Origin of the sequence: Caballeronia sp. SBC1 (genome assembly GCF_011493005.1) — a bacterium.
Taxonomy (GTDB): domain Bacteria; phylum Pseudomonadota; class Gammaproteobacteria; order Burkholderiales; family Burkholderiaceae; genus Caballeronia.
In genome coordinates, this window is the sequence record NZ_CP049157.1 from 535,692 (window position 1) to 549,280 (window position 13,589).

Consider the following 13,589-nt stretch of genomic DNA (forward strand, 5'->3'; position numbering starts at 1 on the left):
AAAGAGAATATCCGACTCATGCAGATCACTAACCCTGAAAGCACCAACCCGGCATTGCCTCCGACCGCTAACGCCAGAACCCATCCCGACCAAACCCGTCCACCGGCGCGAGCAAACCCTCCAATCGAACCCTATATTAACGGCATTATTTCAGAAAACTTTATAGCTATTTTTATATTAATAATTTTGCTTAAAGAAGAATAACCCATTTACCAAGCCCAGCAAGGCGCATCCGGGTAAACGACGTTATTTCTCGCCATTAGTCACGCATTAGTAACATTAAATCAACACTATTCGAGTCTCTAAAAAGAATCACCATTCCACAAGACCGGCCTTTTCTTAGTCAGGGCTTGATACGCCAATTTAGCCCGGGAGGTTCACAAATGACTATCCGTCATCGCATTACGTTATTGGTCATCCTGATGTTCGTCGCTTTATCTGCGATAGGCGGCTACGCCGTCTACCAGACGCGGCGTAGCGCATCGGAGGTTAAGCAAGTCACGGAAGGCGTGGTGCCCAGCGCGCTGGCTTCCGCGGACCTCGTTTCGCAAGTCAAGGACGTGCAGCTCGCCACCATGACGCTCGTGTATTCGCCAGACGGCAACGTCGTGGCCCAGGCGCAAGACGCATTGAAAGCAAAGAAGGCGTCCTTGCAGCAAGCACTCGCCTTCCAGGCAAGCAACGCGCACAGCCACGCGCAGGTCGGGCTGGTAAGCCAAGCCAACGACAGCCTCGATAACTATTTCGCGGCCATCAACGACACCGCGAAGATGAAAGCCGCAGGCAAGAACGAGCTCGCGCAAGCGTTCTTGTTCGCCAACGTGGCCCAGTATCGTGACGAACTTGAAGGGATTGTCGAGACGCTTCGCATCGAAAAGAACCGCGAGAAGGACGACGCAATCACAGCGCTGAACCACACGCTCGCAACAACCACGACCGCTATCGCCATTGTGACGGGTATCGCTATTGTGCTCCTGAGCCTGATCGGTTCCCTGCTCTACCGCCAGATCACGCGGCCGCTAAGCCGCATGCAAGCCATGATGAGCGAGATTGCGTCCAGCCAGGACTTCACGCGGCGCGTGCCGGTAGGACGGATGGACGAGATCGGCCACTCTATCGTGGCGTTCAACGGCATGATAGAAAAGATCCAGGAAAACTCGGCCTTGCTCAAACAGAAGACCGCGGACATCCAGGCCATGCTGCAAAACATGCAACAAGGCATTCTGACGGTCGTATCGGGGGCCGTTGTCCATGCCGAGTACTCGGCGCATCTCGAAGCAATCTTCGAAACGAACGACATTGCCGGCCGCAGCCTCATGGACCTGGTGTTCTCCAATACCGATCTTGGCGCCGACGCGCTCTCGCAAGTGGACGCGGCGAGCCACGCATGCCTGGGCGAAGACAGCATGAACTTCGAGTTCAATCAGCACCTGCTGGTACACGAAATTACGAAGTGCATGCCCGATGGTCGCGTGAAGATACTCGACCTGAGCTGGTCCGCCATCACTGACGAAACCGACACCATCGTGCGCCTGATGCTCTGCGTGCGCGACGTCACCGAGTTGCGCGCACTCGCGGCCGAAACCAGCGAGCAGAAACGCAGGCTCGAAATGATTGGTGAAATCCTCGCGATCAACCAGGAAAAATTCCACCACTTCATCGAGAGCTCGACGACCTTTATCAGCGAGAACGAACGGATCATTCGCGAGCACCGCCAAGCAAATGGCGCGGCCATTGCCGAGCTGTTCCGCAACATGCACACGATCAAAGGCAACGCGCGCACCTACAGCCTCCAGTACCTGACCGACATCGTTCACGAGACCGAGCAGAGCTACGACGAACTGCGCAACCCCGACGCGCAGCGGACCTGGGATCAGGAAGGCCTGGTACAGGAACTCGCTCGCGTACGTGAAGTGGTCGAGAGTTACGCCGAGATCAACGAGGTCAGCCTGGGACGCAGGGGACCGGGCCAAGGCGGTAACGCGGAACGGTACCTGACGATCGATATCGAGCATATTCAGGAAAGCCTGCGTCAACTGGAAGCCATGAATGTTGGCAACCCCGACGATCTGATCGAGATGCGCGACGCGGTGCATCAGACCCTGCGCCTGCTCGGAACTGAAAGTATCAGCCAGGTCCTCTCTGGCGTGCTCGACTCGCTCCCTTCGCTGGCGAGGGAGCTCGGCAAGGACGCGCCCGTGGTACGCATTCGTGACAACAACACCCGCCTGCGCAGTCACGCCAGCGGTGCGTTGAAAAACGTGTTCATGCACCTGCTGCGCAATTCGATGGACCACGGCATCGAGACGCCTGAGGTGCGTACGGCACAAGGAAAAACGTCGGGCGGCACGATCGATATCAACGTGGATCTCGAAGAAGACGCGGTCCGCATTACGCTGAAAGACGATGGCCGCGGCCTCGCCTTGGGGCGGATTCGCAATATCGCGGTTGAACGCGGTTGGATCGGCAGTGACGAGAAGACCAGCGATGAGGAGATCGCCGATCTCATCTTCCGCCCGGGATTTTCGACTGCGGAGCAGGTCACGGATGTGTCGGGCCGTGGCGTGGGTATGGACGCCGTGCGCGACTTCCTCAGGCGTGAGAACGGCAGCATCAAACTGCGCTTTACGGATGATAGTCAGGGTGCGGAATTCCGCCAGTTCGAAACCGTTGTTTGTTTGCCGGACGACGTCGCCGTAGAGAGTACCGGTGCACGGCCCCAACGCGAAGCCGACGAAGTTTCAGCCTAGCACTCACCAAGACAAGCAGCAGCGCATCAATTGAAACCCGGAAGGATTGATTGTGATTGAACAGTATCTGTTGGCAGCATTGGCGGCGGCCGTGGCGACGGCCATCGTGGCCCTGCTCTTGCACAAGGTGCATAGCGCACGAACGTTGGCCCGGCTTCAATCGGAAACGAACGGCCGGATCAAGACGCTCATGCAAACCAACGCGCAGCAGAGCGCCCTGATCGACCAGGGGGAGCAAAAGATTCAACAACTGGAATCCTCCATCGCTCAGTTGGACGATGACCTCGCCAGGCAGTTGAAGATCGCCGGCGATGATCGCGCGGCGCTGGCAGCAGCGGTTGAAGACAAAGAGAATTTGCTCGACCAGGCCAGACGGATTGCCGGTGAAGCATCGCGGCTCAAGAGCCTCGCCGCGACGTTCGAACGGTGGCACGAGCAGATGATTTCGCTGATGACGCAGAACCAGGACATGCATGCGAAGAATCACGAGCTGTCGTCCATCGTCAAGCATGTGGTGATCGTGTCGCTCAACGCGTCTATTGAGGCCGCGCGTGCAGGAAATGCCGGCCGCGGATTTGCGGTAGTCGCAGGAGAAGTGCGTGCACTCGCGGCGCGCTCGGAAGAACTCTCGCGGAGCTACCGGGACAGCCTGCACCGCAATGACCTGACAACGACCGCCACGTTCCAGGACATCCAGGCGGGCGGGAAGATGATCACCGCGTCGCTTAGCAGCGTTGAGGTGCTTGCCGATCAATTTCAAGCAAGGCTCCACTAGGCATCGAAATGATCAGTAGCAACGCACAAACCAGCATTGAAGGCATCCTGCTTAAGGCAACGCGCTCGAGACTGCCGCGACAGCCGGACCACGCATGCGAGATCGTCCCGCTGGCGCAGGCCTATGACAGCGCGCGGCCGGAAGCTAACGTCATCATCCTGACCATCTCGTCCATTCTGTTCCGGCTTCTGCTGGTTTTTCATTTCGATGACGACGCCAGCACGCGCGATTACTTCGCCAAGGAAACCGGAGACGTTTCACTTCAGGACATGCTTCTTGAGATCTGCAATCTTTGCTGCGGAGCCGTGAATCAGGACTTGCTGCCGTATTTCCAGGATCTGGGGATGTCGACACCTTATGTGCTTAGCGCCCGCTGCCTCCCCTACCTCGAGGGGCTGAAGCCGGACTATCTCTCGTCATATGCAATCACGATCAACGGGTCGGTCCAGCTTGCCGCAACGGTCTGCGTGTGCGCCCATGCGCCCATCGACTTCGTGGCCGACATGACCGCCGTTGAAGAAACCAGCGGCGAGCTCGAGTTGTTCTAATCTGCCGCCAACAACAAACACCATGATGACAAGCGATATGAACGAGAACAAGCCGGTCAGCAAAGTGCTGGTCCTGGATGATTCCCCCGCCCATGCGAATGCGATCAAGCGCTTCTGCGATGAACACAATCTGGTCGGACTGAAGGTACGCAAGAATCGCTTGCTGTCGGTCCTGCGATCGAACATAGACCTGGGCGCTATCCTCTTTTCGGAAAGCTACGGCGGCTCCCTGGAAGAGAGCACGTCGATCGCGATCAAGATCAACACCGTGCGTCCCGAACTGCCGATCATCATCCGCCGCGATTCGAGTCCCACGTTAGACGGACTACCGGAGGGCCTGCGCCGGGTCTTGTGCGCCGCCTACCTTGCCGAAGACACGGCGCCGTTGCGCAAGGTCATCGACGAATATATTTTCAGCCTGGATTATCCGAACGCGCTGGTGCGCGGCATATTGGAGATCACGGAGTCGATGCTGAGCAGTCTGTTCAAGAATGTCAGCATTAGCTGGGACACGCCCTGCATCGTGCGGGACCGCATCATCTTCGGCGAAGTGTTCAGCCTGATTCCGCTTGAGAGTACCTGGTGCCGCGGTTACATGATGATGCAGGCCGAAGAGCAGCCTATCCTCGACCTGCTCGACCGGCATGAGTTGTGCGATGTTCCCGCTGATTTCCGCGACCTTAACAGCCTGCTGGGTGAAATCACCAACCTGATCTGGGGTTCATTCAAGAACCGCTACATGGGCGATGCTGACGCGCTCGCGCGCAGTCAGGTGCAAGTACCGCTGCTTGTCAATCACAAGCAGAAGTACATCTCGTTCGGCACCGCGAACCCGCAGTTATGTTTCGTGTACAACCTGACTGACGAACGGTCGGGCCACACGGTCAAACTTCATCAACGCTTCATCTTCAACCTGAGCTGGTCGCCCGAGGACTTCAGTGAAGTCGCTAAAGATATCGGTGCGGTGGTTGAAGCTGGCGAACTGGATTTGTTCTGATTCCTTAGAGGAAAAATTATGTCGAAAATTCTTGTTGTCGATGACTCCAGCACGGTTCGCGACGAGGTCGCCGGTTTCCTGAGAAAGAACGGACTGGACGTGGAGACTGCTATCGATGGAAAAGATGGCCTCGCCAAAATGAAGTCGAGTCCCGGGATCAAGCTCGTCATCAGCGACGTCAATATGCCCAACATGGACGGCCTGACCATGGTCGAGAAGATTCGCGGCGAGCTCGTGAATACCACGGTCAATATCATCATGCTGACCACGGAGAGCAGCCCGGCCATGAAAGAAAGAGGCAAGGCCGCCGGCGTCAAGGGCTGGATCGTCAAACCGTTCAAAGGTGACGCCGTGCTGGAAACCTTCAGGAAGCTGGCAAGCTAAGCCGCCTTTTAAAACTCGGCCTCAAAACTCGGCATCCAGCTCGTCGATCTCCTCGACCTCCTGTTGCGCATCGGCTATCCATTGCTGCATTTCCGGCAGTGCGAGAATGCGCTGCGCATACGCAACAATCTCGGGCTCAAGCTTGACGTCGTACGTGACAAAGCGCGTGACGACCGGTGCGAACATCGCATCGGCGGCGCTTAAAGCGCCGAACAAATAAGGGCCTTCATATTGCTTGAGGCATTCGAGCCAGATCGCCGTGATGCGCTCGATATCCGTCTGCGCACGTGCCCAGATCGTGAAGTTCGGGAAGTGCGCTTTTATATTCATGGGCAACGCCGAGCGCAACGAAGCGAAGCCCGAATGCATTTCTCCGCAAATAGAACGGCAGTGCGCACGCATGCGCCGGTCAGCAGGCAACAACCCTGCTTTCGGGCACACTTCATTCAAATACTCGGCAATCGCAAGCGTGTCCCACACCTTGATGCCGTCGTGGAGCAGGCACGGAACGAGAATGGACGGCGACAGCAGCAGCAGTTCGGCCCGCGCGCCGGGATCGTCCACGGGCACCACGAACTCTTCGAACGGCAGCCCGCTGAACTTGGTGAGCAACCACCCTCGCAGCGACCACGACGAATAGTTCTTGCTGCTGATAGTGAGCGTAGCATTCGTCATCAGAAGCTCCTCGACGGTTCAGGCAGAAGACACACGCCCAGGTGCGCGGCGCAGTGCACACACGCACCAAAAAACGGCATTTTCCGCGCGTATCCAAGAAATGCTGCAAGGGATGTGCCACTTTCAACCGCCCTCATGCGAACGCCGCGCGTTGACATACGGTTGGCATACGTATTGCGTTGTTTTGCACGACTCTACAATACGCGTTCAAGCGAAAGGCGATGAACCCATTCGCATACTCCGGCTATCAGGCAATAGCAGATCTGACGCTGCCAATGCGCCACGGCGCGGCACTCGTCAATCACTCGCTCGATGCCTGGCCGTTTCTCGCAGAGATGCCCCAAGGCCGGTCATTGCGAGCCCTATGCGATCTGCTGGCGCTGTCGGCACTCACACATAGCCGGCGCCCATTCGCTATCGACTCGGTGGAGATGGACGGCAAAAGCATGCCCGTGACCGAGGAGATTACGCTCGCCACGCCGTTCTGTTCCTTGCTGCATTTTGCGAAGGAAGACGGACCTAAGCAGCCGCGCGTGCTGGTGATCGCGCCCATGTCCGGCCACTTCGCCACGCTCCTGCGCGGCACGGTGCGCACCCTGCTGCCCGACCACGACGTCTACATCACCGACTGGATCAACCCTCGCGACGTCTCGCTGATGCAGGGCCGCTTCGGCTTTGATGAATACGTCCAGCATGTCATCGACTTTATCGTCGCGCTCGGACCGAACACCCACTTGCTGGCTGTCTGCCAGCCGACCGTTGCCGCCCTCGCCGCAGTGTCCCTGATGGCCGCGGACGATCATCCGCTGCAACCCGCCAGCATGACGCTAATGGCAGGTCCTATCGACACACGGATCAATCCGACTTCAGTGAACGTGCTGGCGAACAGCAAGCCGATCGAATGGTTCGAGCGGAACCTGATCAGTGCCGTGCCATGGGGTTTTGCGGGCGCTGGCCGGCGCGTTTATCCGGGCCATACGCAGCTGATGGCGTTCATGGCGATGAATCCCACGCGACACTTCGATGCGTTCGAAGAGATGGTGTATCAGCGCGCCAAGGGCGACCCCGCGAAGGCCGAGGCGATCCGCTTATTCTATGAAGAATACTTTGCGACCATGGATTTAACGGCCGAGTTTTATCTTGAGACCGTCGACACCATCTTTCAACGGCACGCCTTGCCGCTCCATGAACTGGAAGTACGCGGACGCAAGGTTGATCCGTCATTGATCCGACGAACCGCGCTGTTCACCGTTGAAGGCGAGCGTGACGATATCTGCGCGGTCGGCCAGACGCTTGCCGCGCAGGAACTGTGCAACAAATTGCGCCCCTATATGAAGGCCCACCACGTGCAAACCGGCGTCGGTCACTATGGCGTGTTCAATGGCAAGCGTTGGGAGCGGCATATCTATCCGCGCGTGCGTGCGCTGATCCATGACAACGAGCCAAGCCCGATCGTCATCAACGCGCGCGCCCAGCCTTTGCAGTCATTGGCGCCGCACGCCCGCGCTACCAAACCGCGCATGGATGCGGATGCGCAGTCCGAAGGACTTTGATAAGACCTATGCAGGTTGCTGGCTCTTCCATGGCGTGAAAGCGGGAACGTCGCATGGCCCTTCTGCTTCGATGGTAGTGAAGTTGGCTGGGCCGACTATCTCCAGATACTCCATGTCCTCAGAATAATCGAAGAGGTAATGCACGATCCCAGGCGCCTGATGAACGCAGTCGCCCGTTGCGACCAGCGTCTCCTTGTCGCCGTACATGAAACGCGCCCAGCCCTTGAGCATGATCACAATATGGAATTCAGCCTCATGACGGTGCCAACCCGTGCCTTTCTCTGGTGCATTGTTAGCTTTGACGAGTTGCGCGATCACCTTGCCGCCGGTCGCGTCTGCAATGCCTAAATCACGATAAAGAAAAAAATCGCGCAACCCTTGATCCTCATACGGGGTGTCTTGTGGCCGGATATGCGAAAAGCGAGTGGCAAGTTCGAACGTTTCAGATGACATGGGCACGCTCCTTAGGCAACGAGTTAGGCAGCAAGTCAGGTAGCAAACTGTCGAATGAAAAGGACTAGCCACTTTCTTATGCATCAAGCGTTCCAACTTGCGGGGCCTCAAGCGAACGGCAATCAAGCGACCTCCTGCGATTGTCCATGGACAAAAGTCAAGGCGTGAGTTCGCTTAAATGAGCTCGCTTAAAAGTGGCATTTAAAAAGCACGTTCACTCGCCGGCGATTCGCGTTCAAACTCCTCCAAAGACATTACGCATAACCAAGGGTGTGTTGCTAAACTGGGCTCCGTAGCCTTCCGTGGCGGGTGGCGGCGCGAGCCATCCTGGGTACGTTCACTGGAGAAATCGACACCATGTCCTACATCAGCGTCGAGATCAGAGCCTACGATGAAGCGCGAAAAGTGGTCACCGTCGCGTTCAGTGAAAAATGGCCCGTCAAACTGTCCTCCGCCGTCATAGCGGAGTTGACCCTTGAAGACTGCGACACCATCGTGCAGGACGGAGAGTTGTTCGAAGCAGGACTGACCGATGACGAAGCATGCGTCCTCAAGATGCTGTTCGAGGACGAGGGCACCATTGAAGACTTCCTCGCTAATCCTTCCAGGCTAATTGGTTGCACAAGCGAACTCGGCGAATAGACCAATAACGCTTACGAAGAGCAAGCTTTATCTTGTCGCCCGCGAAAGGCTAGTCTCCTGACGTTTCCGCTGCGCTAGCCGCCGTACTTCTCCACGAACTCGTCGGCGCTGAGCGAACGGAAATCCGCCAACGCTGCGTCGATCTGCACCTCATCCCAATTCCACCACGCGATCTGCTGCAGGCGTTCCGCTGTGCGCGGTTCAACGCGAAAGCGCAGCACGCGGGCGGGCACGCCAACAACGATCGCAAAAGGCGGCACGTCCTTCGTCACGACCGCTCCCGAACCAACGGCCGCACCGGTGCCGATCTTTACGCCAGGCATGACGATCGCGTCATGGCCGAGCCAAACATCGTGACCTAGCTCCACCCTGTCCTGCGCGCGCCATTCGAATATCTCGGTGTCGTCGTCGAGCGAGAGACCGTACGAGCGTGAGCGGTAGGTAAAGTGGTGATGGGTCGCGCGCCACGAAGGGTGGTTAGGCGGATTGATACGCACACCAGTAGCAATGTTCGCGAACTTGCCGATGTGTGCATGGGCAATCTGGTTGTCGCCCATCGCGTAGCCGTAATCACCAATCACCGACGCGGCAACATGGCTGCGCGGGCCGAGATAGGTATAGCGGCCGAAGTCGCTGGCGCGAACCAGGGCTGTCGGATGAATCTCGGGTTCTATCGATAAAGTTTGGCCAAGCGTCCAGGGATCGACGCCAACGCCACGATCAATCAGCATAAGAAAAAATCTCGGAGTTCAATGATGAAGTGCAAGCGCGAGGCCGCCACGTGCAGCCGTCCCCAGGACAGCCGCAACATGGCCGTACCCAACGCTCACAAGAAAAGCTTGCGCAGATAAGCGGAACCGCGTTCGGCGCATGTGACCAGTACGAAAGTGGCGATCAACAGGAACGACACGGTCTGATACTGGAACAGGTTCATCGCGGTCAACAACTGGAAACCGATCCCGCCTGCGCCGACGAAGCCGAGCACGAGGGACGAGCGCAGGTTTTCGTCGAAACGGAAAAGGCCGATGCCCAGCAATGACGGCAACACGCCCGGTACCACGGCGTGGGCCAACACCTGCACGCGGCCGGCTCCGGTCAGCGTCAGCGCTTCGACGGGGCCCATGTCCATGTCTTCGATCACTTCTGCGAACAGCCGCCCAAGCATGCCGACCGAATGGACCGCCAACGCGAGTGCGCCCGGAAACGGTCCGAGTCCCACCGCTGTGACGAACAACAACGCCCACACCAGGTCAGGGACCGCGCGGGTGACGCCAATCACCGCTCGCGCGGCGTAGTAAAGCGGCAGCGCTGGCGTGAGATTGACGGCGGCCAGAATCGCCAGAGGGAACGCGAGCAGCACCCCGAACACGGTACCGAAGATCGCGAGGTCAATGGTCTCAAGGACCGGCCACAGATTCGGGACGAACTGATCGAATGCGGGCGGCATGGCACGCGACATGATGTCGGCCATGCCATGCGCGCCGGTAATCAGATCCTGCGGCCGTGCCTGAACAACAATCCACGCCTGTACAAACAACGCGAGTACGACGAGGGCGCCAAGCACGAACCAGACCGTGCGCGCACCCGGCGCACCGGATGGGGTGCGCATATCCATAACCTTGCTCATGACGCCTCGGCGAGATAAAGACCCGCGATCTGCTGACTGGAAACGTCGGACGCCGGACGGTCGAATTCCAGCAGACCGCTTCGTAGTCCGACCAATCGGTCGGCATAACGCGCCGCGAGTTCTGGCTGATGCAGCACGCATACGACCGCGAGGCCGTCCACAGTGGCGAGGCGGCGCAGCAACCGCATGACCTCGTCGGCGGCTTCGGGGTCCAGACTGGCAACCGGCTCATCCGCAAGCAAGACGTCGGGACGCTGCGCCAGCGCACGGGCAACTGCCACGCGCTGCGCCTGTCCGCCCGAGAGCGTGCCAGCCCGCTGGCGAGCCAGGTGCAGCAAACCGACTTCGTCCAGATAACCCATCGCCGGTTCAATTTCGTCGCGTGGCAGACGCCCAAACGCACTCATCAGCGTCCGGTGACGACCCAGCGCGCCGCAGCAGACGTTCGCCAGTACGCTGCGTCGCTTAACGAGGTTGGCGTTCTGCGAAATAAGCGCGAGCGGCAAACGCGCTTCCCGCAGGGCTTCGCCGGAGAGCGCGGCCAGGTCTCGACCGGCGACTTTCACTGAGCCCGTGGTCGGACGGTTCAGTCCGACCACGCACTTCATGAAGGTCGACTTGCCGCTGCCGTTACTGCCGAGCACCACCACCATCTCGCCGGCACTGACCGACAGATTCAGGCCGCGCAGCGCGGTATGGCCGTTCTCGTAGCACATGGTCAGGTCGCGGACTGCCAACCTGACACCGGAGGCGCGCACGGCGGGCTTTACCGCCCCCGGCACGTCCGACCCGGCGGACGCGAACGCACCCGCCGCCGGGCCGAGGGAGATATCCCGTGAGGTACGGAAGGGCGTATTCACAGCTTCGCCAGGTCGATATGGAGCGTCGAGACCAGGTCGCGAATCTGGTCGTAGGCCGCGTCCGTCTGGGGCACCGTCTTCAACTCCGGGTTTTCATTCGATGCCAGGAATTTCTGGTCCGCTTCCGGCAACTGGCGCAGGTCAAGCGAACTCAGCACGCTTGCCAGCCGGGCCTTGAAGTCATCGGGCAAGTCGCCGCGCACTGCCAACGGATCGAGGGGGATCGGCTCCGACTTCCATAACGTTATGTAGGCCGAAGGATCGAACTCATTGTGCAACTTGGCGCTCTCGATTTCTTCGCTATTCAGTTCGCCCGCGTCGACCTTATGGTTGCGCAGCGCCTCGAACGACGCAGTGTGGCTGCCTGCATAAACCCCCTTCACGCCCTTGTCAGGGTCAATGCCGCTCTTGCTCAGGCCAAACGCGGGAAACAGGTGCCCGGACGTGGAAGCCGGATCGGCATAAGCGAACGAACGGCCCTTGATGTCCGCCAGGGTCTTGATACCCGAACCCGGCCACGTGACGATGGAAGCGTAATAGGTGGCCGGTTTGCCTTGCGCGCCTGCGAACGTGGCGACAGCTTGCGCATGCGCGACCTGGTGGGCCAGCACATAACCGAGCGGGCCGAATTCGCCGAATTCAAGCTTGTTGTTACGCATTGCCTCGATTTCAGCGTTGTAGCTGGTTGCAACATAAAGCTGTACCGTGCAGCCGAGCTTGTCGCCGATCATCTTGGCGAGATCCTGGTAGACCGGCAGCATGCGTTGCGCTGATTCGTAAGGCTCGACGCCGAAGCGCACCACGCCGTCATTCGGACAGGCGCCGGCCGCGTGGGCGGTAACGGAGACGAGAGCCGCTGCGAACGACATTGCAGCCAGAACTTTGGATACCTTCATATGTTCCTCAACTAGAATTTCGCTTGTGTCGAGCTAACGACGATTCAAGGTTTCGATCCTGCCCTGCAGGTCATCAGTGCGTCTGAACTTCTATCGACCCGTGTCACTCTATAAACTTCGTGTGACACATCGATGTACTTATCGAGACGTCTAGATGACTTAGTTGCCGTGCGCAGCGCATCAGGCCATTCGCTCGAACTGGTGCAACCGGGACGGTTGCGGGCACGCATGGCGATCTGCAGATTCGGGGGCGAATGATCTGACGAAACGAGATAAAGCAATCCCGCCCTTGCGAATCTGAGGGCGTCGACAATCTGTGAGGCGGATGAAAGCAACCATTTATCTGGACATCTATACGTGTCCAGATGTGTCCAACCTTACCCTTACCATTACGCAAGCAAACCCTCACATTTCCATCACGGGTCGTCCTTTACAATTCGTGACGGCAATTCATTTGAACCGAGCGGAATGACGACACAATGACAGTGATGGATAACGCCCCGCCGGACACCTCGCTCGCTCGCGAGGCGGGCGTTGCAGTGTGGAGTCAGATCGAACACATACTTGCCGCCGAGATTGGCACAGGCCGGTTTGGCAAGGACGGTCGCATGCCGACCGAAGCTGAACTGGCCAAAAGGTTCGATGTCAATCGCCACACAGTGCGCCGCGCAATGATCGGACTGGCGGCACGCGGCCTTGTGAGCGTCAGGCAGGGGCGCGGCACGTTCGCGCAGCCGGGCGCGATCGACTATACGATCGGGCAGCGCACGCGCTTCTCGGAAAACCTGCGTCAACAGCATCACACAGCCGCTGCTAAGATGCTCCGCTCGCTCAAGGTGTGTGCTGAGCCAAACGTCGCAAAGGCGCTTGCATTGCGCGCCGGCTCATCTGTCTATCAGATCGAGACCCTGCATGAGTCGGACGGCGTGCCACTGACTTTTGCGCGCAACTGGTACCCAGCGAGGCGTTTCGCGAATCTGCCGCAGGTGCTGGGGTCCAGCGGCAGCATCACAAGTGCGCTGGCCGAGCTCGGCGTGACCGACTATTTACGCAAGTGGAGTCGTATTGGCAGCGTGTTGCCCGATCCGGAAGTCATGCGAAGACTTAACATCAACCGTCAGCAACCGGTGCTGTGGGTCGAGAATGTCGACGTTGATCTACAAGGCACGCCAATCAAATACGGCGTGACGCATTTCGCCATGGACCGGGTGCAACTGATGGTGGGAAACGACACCTGAGCGTTGCCGCGCGGTTCTATGCCCACGTCTGCCCCGCATCGAGCGGGCGCTGAGCGACTGACGTGGCTTGCATAGCTCACATACGCCTGCCGGGCGCCACCTTGCAAAAGCGCCCTATTCCGCCCATCGGAAACGGTTTCTCGCGCGCCGGTCTGCGATCCCCCGCTCCCCGTCAAACCACAGTTCCACCG

15 protein-coding genes are annotated in these 13,589 nt (G+C 58.6%); 9 read left to right on the top strand and 6 right to left on the bottom strand.

The annotated features are described in order from the left end of the window. Positions 1 to 18: 18 nt before the first annotated feature. The 6 genes from SBC1_RS20400 (at position 19) to SBC1_RS20425 (ending at position 5,454) form a co-directional block, all read left to right on the top strand. Positions 19 to 204: a hypothetical protein gene (locus tag SBC1_RS20400; RefSeq protein WP_165097493.1), complete on the top strand. Its 186-nt coding sequence runs from the start codon at positions 19 to 21 to the stop codon at positions 202 to 204. 179 nt (positions 205 to 383) lie between these two features. Then, complete coding sequence (locus SBC1_RS20405; protein ID WP_165097490.1) at positions 384 to 2,750, top strand: ATP-binding protein; 2,367 nt, start codon at positions 384 to 386, stop codon at positions 2,748 to 2,750. Between the two features lie 52 nt (positions 2,751 to 2,802). Continuing rightward, positions 2,803 to 3,525, top strand: a complete 723-nt coding sequence (locus tag SBC1_RS20410) for a methyl-accepting chemotaxis protein (protein ID WP_165097457.1) — start codon at positions 2,803 to 2,805, stop codon at positions 3,523 to 3,525. 8 nt (positions 3,526 to 3,533) lie between these two features. Further along, positions 3,534 to 4,073 (top strand): hypothetical protein, encoded by a 540-nt coding sequence (locus tag SBC1_RS20415; protein WP_165097454.1) that lies wholly within the window; start codon positions 3,534 to 3,536, stop codon positions 4,071 to 4,073. 37 nt (positions 4,074 to 4,110) lie between these two features. Next, positions 4,111 to 5,070 (top strand): chemotaxis protein CheX, encoded by a 960-nt coding sequence (locus tag SBC1_RS20420; protein WP_165097451.1) that lies wholly within the window; start codon positions 4,111 to 4,113, stop codon positions 5,068 to 5,070. Positions 5,071 to 5,088: 18 nt separating this feature from the next. Continuing rightward, positions 5,089 to 5,454, top strand: coding sequence for a response regulator (locus tag SBC1_RS20425; protein WP_165097448.1), 366 nt, complete (start codon positions 5,089 to 5,091; stop codon positions 5,452 to 5,454). A gap of 21 nt (positions 5,455 to 5,475) precedes the next feature. Here SBC1_RS20425 and SBC1_RS20430 read toward each other — a convergent pair whose 3' ends face one another. After that, a complete protein-coding gene (locus SBC1_RS20430) occupies positions 5,476 to 6,129 on the bottom strand; it encodes a glutathione S-transferase family protein (protein ID WP_165097446.1) in 654 nt (217 codons plus the stop codon). A gap of 221 nt (positions 6,130 to 6,350) precedes the next feature. On the opposite strand from SBC1_RS20430, the gene SBC1_RS20435 reads away from it, so the two are divergent. Next, entirely contained in the window at positions 6,351 to 7,682 is a 1,332-nt protein-coding gene (locus tag SBC1_RS20435) for a polyhydroxyalkanoate depolymerase (RefSeq protein ID WP_165097436.1), read from the top strand. Positions 7,683 to 7,688: 6 nt separating this feature from the next. On the opposite strand, the gene SBC1_RS20440 is transcribed toward SBC1_RS20435, so the two are convergent. After that, positions 7,689 to 8,135 carry a cupin domain-containing protein gene (locus tag SBC1_RS20440; RefSeq protein WP_165097407.1) on the bottom strand — a complete coding sequence of 149 codons (447 nt, stop codon included), beginning with the start codon at positions 8,133 to 8,135 and terminating at the stop codon, positions 7,689 to 7,691. Positions 8,136 to 8,492: 357 nt separating this feature from the next. On the opposite strand from SBC1_RS20440, the gene SBC1_RS20445 reads away from it, so the two are divergent. After that, positions 8,493 to 8,777, top strand: a complete 285-nt coding sequence (locus SBC1_RS20445) for a hypothetical protein (RefSeq protein WP_165097404.1) — start codon at positions 8,493 to 8,495, stop codon at positions 8,775 to 8,777. A 74-nt stretch (positions 8,778 to 8,851) separates the two neighbouring features. On the opposite strand, the gene SBC1_RS20450 is transcribed toward SBC1_RS20445, so the two are convergent. The 4 genes from SBC1_RS20450 to SBC1_RS20465 all read right to left on the bottom strand — a co-directional run bounded on the left by SBC1_RS20450 (position 8,852) and on the right by SBC1_RS20465 (position 12,160). Then, positions 8,852 to 9,508 carry an acetyltransferase gene (locus SBC1_RS20450; RefSeq protein ID WP_165097396.1) on the bottom strand — a complete coding sequence of 219 codons (657 nt, stop codon included), beginning with the start codon at positions 9,506 to 9,508 and terminating at the stop codon, positions 8,852 to 8,854. Between the two features lie 95 nt (positions 9,509 to 9,603). Then, positions 9,604 to 10,404, bottom strand: a complete 801-nt coding sequence (phnE, locus tag SBC1_RS20455; protein WP_165097393.1) for a phosphonate ABC transporter, permease protein PhnE — start codon at positions 10,402 to 10,404, stop codon at positions 9,604 to 9,606. Then, positions 10,401 to 11,264, bottom strand: coding sequence for a phosphonate ABC transporter ATP-binding protein (locus SBC1_RS20460; protein WP_241202139.1), 864 nt, complete (start codon positions 11,262 to 11,264; stop codon positions 10,401 to 10,403). Before SBC1_RS20460 ends, phnE begins: the two co-directional genes overlap by 4 nt. Then, entirely contained in the window at positions 11,261 to 12,160 is a 900-nt protein-coding gene (locus tag SBC1_RS20465) for a phosphate/phosphite/phosphonate ABC transporter substrate-binding protein (protein ID WP_165097319.1), read from the bottom strand. Before SBC1_RS20465 ends, SBC1_RS20460 begins: the two co-directional genes overlap by 4 nt. Before the next feature lie 479 nt (positions 12,161 to 12,639). Between SBC1_RS20465 and phnF the strand changes: the two genes are divergently transcribed. Continuing rightward, entirely contained in the window at positions 12,640 to 13,398 is a 759-nt protein-coding gene (gene phnF / locus SBC1_RS20470) for a phosphonate metabolism transcriptional regulator PhnF (protein ID WP_165097309.1), read from the top strand. The last annotated feature ends 191 nt before the right edge of the window (positions 13,399 to 13,589 follow it).

Bases quoted from the DNA above. Each gene is read 5' to 3' on its own strand.
- SBC1_RS20400 (WP_165097493.1), top strand. From the start codon at position 19: ATGCAGATCACTAACCCTGAAAGCACCAACCCGGCATTGCCTCCGACC.
- SBC1_RS20405 (WP_165097490.1), top strand. From the start codon at position 384: ATGACTATCCGTCATCGCATTACGTTATTGGTCATCCTGATGTTCGTC.
- SBC1_RS20415 (WP_165097454.1), top strand. From the start codon at position 3,534: ATGATCAGTAGCAACGCACAAACCAGCATTGAAGGCATCCTGCTTAAG.
- SBC1_RS20420 (WP_165097451.1), top strand. From the start codon at position 4,111: ATGAACGAGAACAAGCCGGTCAGCAAAGTGCTGGTCCTGGATGATTCC.
- SBC1_RS20425 (WP_165097448.1), top strand. From the start codon at position 5,089: ATGTCGAAAATTCTTGTTGTCGATGACTCCAGCACGGTTCGCGACGAG.
- SBC1_RS20430 (WP_165097446.1), bottom strand. From the start codon at position 6,129: ATGACGAATGCTACGCTCACTATCAGCAGCAAGAACTATTCGTCGTGG.
- SBC1_RS20435 (WP_165097436.1), top strand. From the start codon at position 6,351: ATGAACCCATTCGCATACTCCGGCTATCAGGCAATAGCAGATCTGACG.
- SBC1_RS20440 (WP_165097407.1), bottom strand. From the start codon at position 8,135: ATGTCATCTGAAACGTTCGAACTTGCCACTCGCTTTTCGCATATCCGG.
- SBC1_RS20445 (WP_165097404.1), top strand. From the start codon at position 8,493: ATGTCCTACATCAGCGTCGAGATCAGAGCCTACGATGAAGCGCGAAAA.
- SBC1_RS20450 (WP_165097396.1), bottom strand. From the start codon at position 9,508: ATGCTGATTGATCGTGGCGTTGGCGTCGATCCCTGGACGCTTGGCCAA.
- phnE (WP_165097393.1), bottom strand. From the start codon at position 10,404: ATGAGCAAGGTTATGGATATGCGCACCCCATCCGGTGCGCCGGGTGCG.
- SBC1_RS20465 (WP_165097319.1), bottom strand. From the start codon at position 12,160: ATGAAGGTATCCAAAGTTCTGGCTGCAATGTCGTTCGCAGCGGCTCTC.
- phnF (WP_165097309.1), top strand. From the start codon at position 12,640: ATGACAGTGATGGATAACGCCCCGCCGGACACCTCGCTCGCTCGCGAG.